This is a genomic window from Candidatus Culexarchaeum yellowstonense (assembly GCF_024707025.1).
In the GTDB taxonomy this organism is placed as follows: domain Archaea; phylum Thermoproteota; class Methanomethylicia; order Culexarchaeales; family Culexarchaeaceae; genus Culexarchaeum.
On the sequence record NZ_JANGFQ010000146.1, the window covers coordinates 1 to 4688 of the forward strand.

At 37.5% G+C, this 4688-nt stretch carries 9 protein-coding genes; 8 read left to right on the forward strand and 1 reads right to left on the reverse strand.

Annotated elements, in window-relative coordinates; translation table 11 throughout:
* From MRT15_RS09815 to MRT15_RS09845, 7 genes are all read left to right on the forward strand, one after another.
* The coding region (locus tag MRT15_RS09815) for a PD-(D/E)XK nuclease family protein (RefSeq protein WP_304329915.1) at positions 1 to 501 on the forward strand (501 nt) is incomplete at its 5' end.
* 270 nt (positions 502 to 771) lie between these two features.
* Positions 772 to 1167: a HEPN domain-containing protein gene (locus MRT15_RS09820; protein ID WP_304329916.1), complete on the forward strand. Its 396-nt coding sequence runs from the start codon at positions 772 to 774 to the stop codon at positions 1165 to 1167.
* The gene (locus tag MRT15_RS09825; RefSeq protein WP_304329917.1) at positions 1142 to 1492 is read left to right on the forward strand and encodes a nucleotidyltransferase domain-containing protein; all 351 of its coding nucleotides are present in this window, start codon (positions 1142 to 1144) and stop codon (positions 1490 to 1492) included. Before MRT15_RS09820 ends, MRT15_RS09825 begins: the two co-directional genes overlap by 26 nt.
* Positions 1493 to 1856: 364 nt before the next feature.
* Positions 1857 to 2072 carry a hypothetical protein gene (locus MRT15_RS09830; RefSeq protein ID WP_304329918.1) on the forward strand — a complete coding sequence of 72 codons (216 nt, stop codon included), beginning with the start codon at positions 1857 to 1859 and terminating at the stop codon, positions 2070 to 2072.
* Positions 2073 to 2082: 10 nt separating this feature from the next.
* A complete protein-coding gene (locus MRT15_RS09835) occupies positions 2083 to 2283 on the forward strand; it encodes a hypothetical protein (RefSeq protein ID WP_304329919.1) in 201 nt (66 codons plus the stop codon).
* A 105-nt stretch (positions 2284 to 2388) separates the two neighbouring features.
* The gene (locus MRT15_RS09840; RefSeq protein WP_304329920.1) at positions 2389 to 2541 is read left to right on the forward strand and encodes a hypothetical protein; all 153 of its coding nucleotides are present in this window, start codon (positions 2389 to 2391) and stop codon (positions 2539 to 2541) included.
* 115 nt (positions 2542 to 2656) lie between these two features.
* The gene (locus tag MRT15_RS09845; RefSeq protein ID WP_304329921.1) at positions 2657 to 2809 is read left to right on the forward strand and encodes a hypothetical protein; all 153 of its coding nucleotides are present in this window, start codon (positions 2657 to 2659) and stop codon (positions 2807 to 2809) included.
* A gap of 341 nt (positions 2810 to 3150) precedes the next feature.
* Here MRT15_RS09845 and MRT15_RS09850 read toward each other — a convergent pair whose 3' ends face one another.
* Positions 3151 to 3582 (reverse strand): archaellin/type IV pilin N-terminal domain-containing protein, encoded by a 432-nt coding sequence (locus MRT15_RS09850; RefSeq protein WP_304329922.1) that lies wholly within the window; start codon positions 3580 to 3582, stop codon positions 3151 to 3153.
* 140 nt (positions 3583 to 3722) lie between these two features.
* On the opposite strand from MRT15_RS09850, the gene MRT15_RS09855 reads away from it, so the two are divergent.
* Positions 3723 to 4688: type II/IV secretion system ATPase subunit (locus MRT15_RS09855; protein WP_304329923.1), on the forward strand; the 966-nt coding region annotated here is incomplete at its 3' end.

Sequence of the window (4688 nt, forward strand, 5' to 3'; positions counted from 1 at the left end):
ATACTCAAACGTTTAGAAGTTCATGATGAAAAGTTCATTGAGATACTTAAAAGGCTTGATAGGCATGAAAATGAGATCGCTGAGCTTAGGAAGGATATGAATAGGGGTTTTGAGCTCATGTATAGGCATATATCTGCTCTTGAAGCTAGGTGGGGGATAATGGCGGAAGATGCTTTCAAAGAGGGGTTAAGGGGGCTCCTCGAGAAGGAATTTGGGCTTAAGGTTGAGAGATGGAGGGGGTACGATGAAAATGGCTTTGTCTTCGGCTATCCAAGCAACGTTGAAGTTGACGTAGCAGTCAAGGATGAGAAGATTATACTAATTGAAGTTTCATCGCATATAAGAGCCTCAGACGTATTCCAGTTCAAGAGGAAGGCAGAGCTATATCAAAGGAAGACTGGGAGGAAGCCTGATAGACTCCTCATCGTAACACCTTACGCTGATGAAAAGGCGCTGGAAGCATCAAAAATGCTTGGAATAGAAGTCTACACAAACATCTAACCTTTAAGCAGATTGAGGCAGGGCACAATTCATAAGCTCTTTCCAGATGCACACATTGAAAGTTATAAACATGATATATGAATATTACGTATCAACATCAGAATTACTACATCATGTTCTTGAAAATGAACATAAATTTTCCACAATAATACAATTCTACAAGCCCTATATGAATGTTTAAAATTGATGTTTTCTCATAAGAGTAACATGATAACAACAAAGTTAATACATTGATTCTGACAAGAGTTACGAGGAATGGTGTTTTACATTTTGACACATATTGAGGAGTATAAGTATCTTCTGGAGAGGTCTAGGAGGTTCCTTGAAACTGCTGAATTGCAATTGGATAGAGGATTTTATGATTTAGCAGTTTTCAGTCTTGAACAATCTCTCCAACTTTATCTCAAAGCATATCTTTTAAAACTTGGGTTAGAATTCCCGAAGACGCGGAGCGTCAGAAGGCTTCTTGAACTTATATATAAAGTTACGAGTTCGGAAGAGATTAGAAATGCATTAATGAATTATGCTGTTGAGCTGGGTTCACTTGAAGATGCATATATCACCTCAAGATATGTTGCTAGGGAATACTGTGAGGAGGAGGCTAGAAAACTATTACAAACAGTGAGAGGGGTGATGGATATTGTGGGAAGATCTATTGATCAATGAAGCTAAGAGGAGGAGGGAAATATTTGAAAGGTTGTATGAGTATCTTAAGAAGATAGTTGAAACTGTCAGGAAGATTGACTCCAATGCAGAATTATACTTGTTTGGCAGTGTAGCTGAGGGGAAACATCTAATCTCAAGCGACATAGACATATTAGTGGTCTCAGATCTCCATCCAGGCAGAATAATTGCAGAACTATGGTCAAATGGGGTAGATGACCCATTCGAAATACACGTTATAACCAGAGATATGCTGGAAACCTATAAGAAGAGAGCAAAACTCATCAAACTAAACAACACATACACAAATAATTCCCAGCAAAGGTAATGAAAACTACCTTCAACCTAGCTTTAAAAATAAGATTTATAGCCTAATTTTTGGCTTTTATTATGGAGCTAGAGGAGTTCAAGTGCATAAAGAAGATGCTCAACTACCTTAAGCTTCTAACTATAAGTGTAGGTTTATCGTCTTTGTACACTACTACATCATGAGTTTTCCCTCCGCCTCTTCCTTCGGCCTTTTCTTCGCATTAGTTTAAAATGCTTCCTACTTTTGAGTACAATAGTAAAAAGCGTTCATCCTCTAACTTTGGAGGCACTACAAGAAATAAAAAGGTTTAAAGTTAACGGAGCATCTTTTCCCTTGAAAACTTTATAAATCTCTGGTTTCAATAATGTTCTAGTGCGTAGAAGTGGGCGTAACTTTTACTGAAGAACAGTTGAAATTAGTGCTAGATAAATTAGAGCAAATTAGGATTGAACTTCTTAAACTTAGAGCCATGCTTCTACCCGAAGAAGAGTTAAGTGAAGAAGAAAAGAAAGAATTAGCAGAAGCGAAAAAGGAAATAGCTGAAGGTCTTAGCATAAGCCTTGAAGATTTAATCAAAGAAGCTAAAAACTCAAGTTGAAGCTACTAAAATGGATCGGAATGAAGTTAAAGATGACGTGGAAGAAATTCTGAGGAGTTATGAGATCCCCGCCGAATACGTGGAGCAAGTAATTTCCGAGGTTAAGAAGAGAGTTAAATCTAAACTTCAAGGACTTCCCGATGAAGATTGGCTAACTGAAATTCTATCAAAACTTTATATAAGGATAGCATATGAAATGCTACGTGTGTAGCAATGTCAATGGAAAACGAAATTTCCATAATCTCCGTGGCGATCAATCTTGCGAAATTTATTTCAGACATGAGGAAATACACGGATAAAAAAATTTGAGAAGATATTGAAGGAGCTTAGGAATTATAAAATAAGCCAGGAAAACATCACCGACATACTCTCAGTAATAATTAAGGGGCAAAACTGCGATCAAATAGAAGTAACAAGAGTTCTAGGGATTTTTGAGAAGGGGAAACTCATAATTAAAAATCATTCTTAAAGTTAAACTTTGAATATTTAAATGAAAGGAAGGTAGAAAGGTATCCAGTTTGGTTGCGTGAACTTGCATTAAAAGATATACGCATAAATATGTTATAAAGGCTGAGAGGAAGCTTATGAAGATGGGTTATAAGGTTTACTCCTATGACTATTTGCCGAGGGAAGTGAAAGATAGGTTAAGCGGTCATCCAGATGTATGTGGAGAGAAGAGTGGAGAATGGGTTTTCATGGAGGTCAGCATTACAAGACCCCTTCACATGGAAAATTGAAGGAGTTTTCCAGCTTTTCAGGGAGTAATATGAAAGACTTGATGAAGTAGTGTAAAAGTTTACATTTTATTTTCAAATATCTCTCTGCTTTTTAGGAAAGTGATCACTTCATCAAGTCTTTTTGTTAATTCCAAATGTTAAATTGTAAAGTAAAAACTTTTGATTCTCCAGCACCTATTGGAAAGTAAAAGCGTAAATTCATGTAGTTCTTTCTTAAAATTATTACATTACCAGAACTCTCAGAGTTGCAATAGTCCATGTACGCTAAAAGGCTTTTAACAAACATAGTAACTATTCAATTATAAAATAGGGAAAAGAAAATTTGTGTAGTTAGTATAGATTTATGGCGCCACTACTGTAGTTTCGTAGGTACCCCTTAGAGTCACTATAGTTATTCTGACAATTTGACCAGGCTTTACACCACTAACAACCTTATCGCCAGTAAAAACTTTTGATTCTCCAGCACCTATTGGAGCATTTGGCGGAGTATTATTTTGATCATCTTTAAATAAATTTGTTTTATCCTCTCCATTTATAAGGATTTTCGTAACAACTGCGGATGCGGTACCATCATTTACTATGGTAATAGTTGCATCATATTCGCTACCACTTTTGCTTAAATATACATATATTGTTAGTTTTTCGTATGCTGTGAAGCTTGTTAGTAGTCCTGTCATCCAGAATGCTGCTGCTATGCTTATTACTATTGCTATTGCTACTAGTATTACTGTTGCTATTACTGGTGATATGCCTCTCTTCTTCGTGTTTCTCATTTCTTACACCTTTGCTTTTAATTCTTGTTCGCTTTAAAATATATATCTTTTCCATTGTTTTCCTTTGGCAATACTTTTGTATTCTTTTTGTATTGTGTTATGTTTATATTTTCGTGTTTTCCTTTATTTTTTGGTTGTTTATGGTTAGGCTTCCTTTTGTTAGTCCTAAGGTTCGTGTTGTTAGGAGGGTTGCTGTGGAGAGGGCTGTGGAGTTTCTCCCTTTTGATGAGAGGTTTGAGGTTTTGGAGAGTTATCCTGTTTATGAGCCTTTTGCTAGGGTTTATATTGTTAGGATTCCTTGGGAGGGTGGTGCTTTGGCTTATTATGTGGATGAGTATAGGCTTAGTGATGAGGAGAGGGATGCTTATGAGAGGCTTGTGGATATTGTTACTGAGGAGTTGAAGGTTTATGCTGTTACTGAGGATTTGAGGGGGCATGTTTATGGTGAGATTAGGCGTATTGTTGATAGGTATAGGGGGAGTCTTGGTCTTACTGGTGCTAGGAGGGATAGAATCCTATACTATGTTGAGAGGGATCTTTTAGGCTATGGGCCTATACATGTTTTGATGGGTGACCCAAACATTGAGGATGTTAGCTGTGTTGGTGTGGATAAGCCTATTTATGTTTGGCATAGGCGTTATGAGAGCATACCCACAAACATTGTTTTCAGGGATGTTAAGGCTTTGAATGAATTTATATTGAAGCTTGCACATAGGGCTGGTAAGCATATTAGCCTTGCATATCCAACCCTAGACACCATGCTACCGGAGAAGCATAGGCTTGCCGCAACCTTTGGCTCTGAGGTTAGCACAACTGGACCCACATTCACGATTAGGAAGTTTAGGGCTAAACCCTTCTCCCCAATAGAGCTTATAGCTGATGGGGTTATAAATGAGAAGTTGGCTGCATACATATGGTTTATGCTAGACCACTTGAAGACTCTTATGATATCCGGTGGGACTGGTGCTGGGAAAACCACATTGCTGAATGCTTTAAGCTTATTCATAAGGCCTGGATTGAAAATTGTAACTGTTGAGGATACGCCTGAACTTAACTTGCCACATGAGAATTGGGTTCAATTGACTGTTAGACCGGTATACGCTGTT

What these genes read in the sequence shown, in the direction of transcription:
- MRT15_RS09835 (WP_304329919.1), top strand. Translation starts at nt 2,083, where the DNA reads ATGGATCGGAATGAAGTTAAAGATGACGTGGAAGAAATTCTGAGGAGT.
- MRT15_RS09845 (WP_304329921.1), top strand. Translation starts at nt 2,657, where the DNA reads ATGAAGATGGGTTATAAGGTTTACTCCTATGACTATTTGCCGAGGGAA.
- MRT15_RS09850 (WP_304329922.1), bottom strand. Translation starts at nt 3,582, where the DNA reads ATGAGAAACACGAAGAAGAGAGGCATATCACCAGTAATAGCAACAGTA.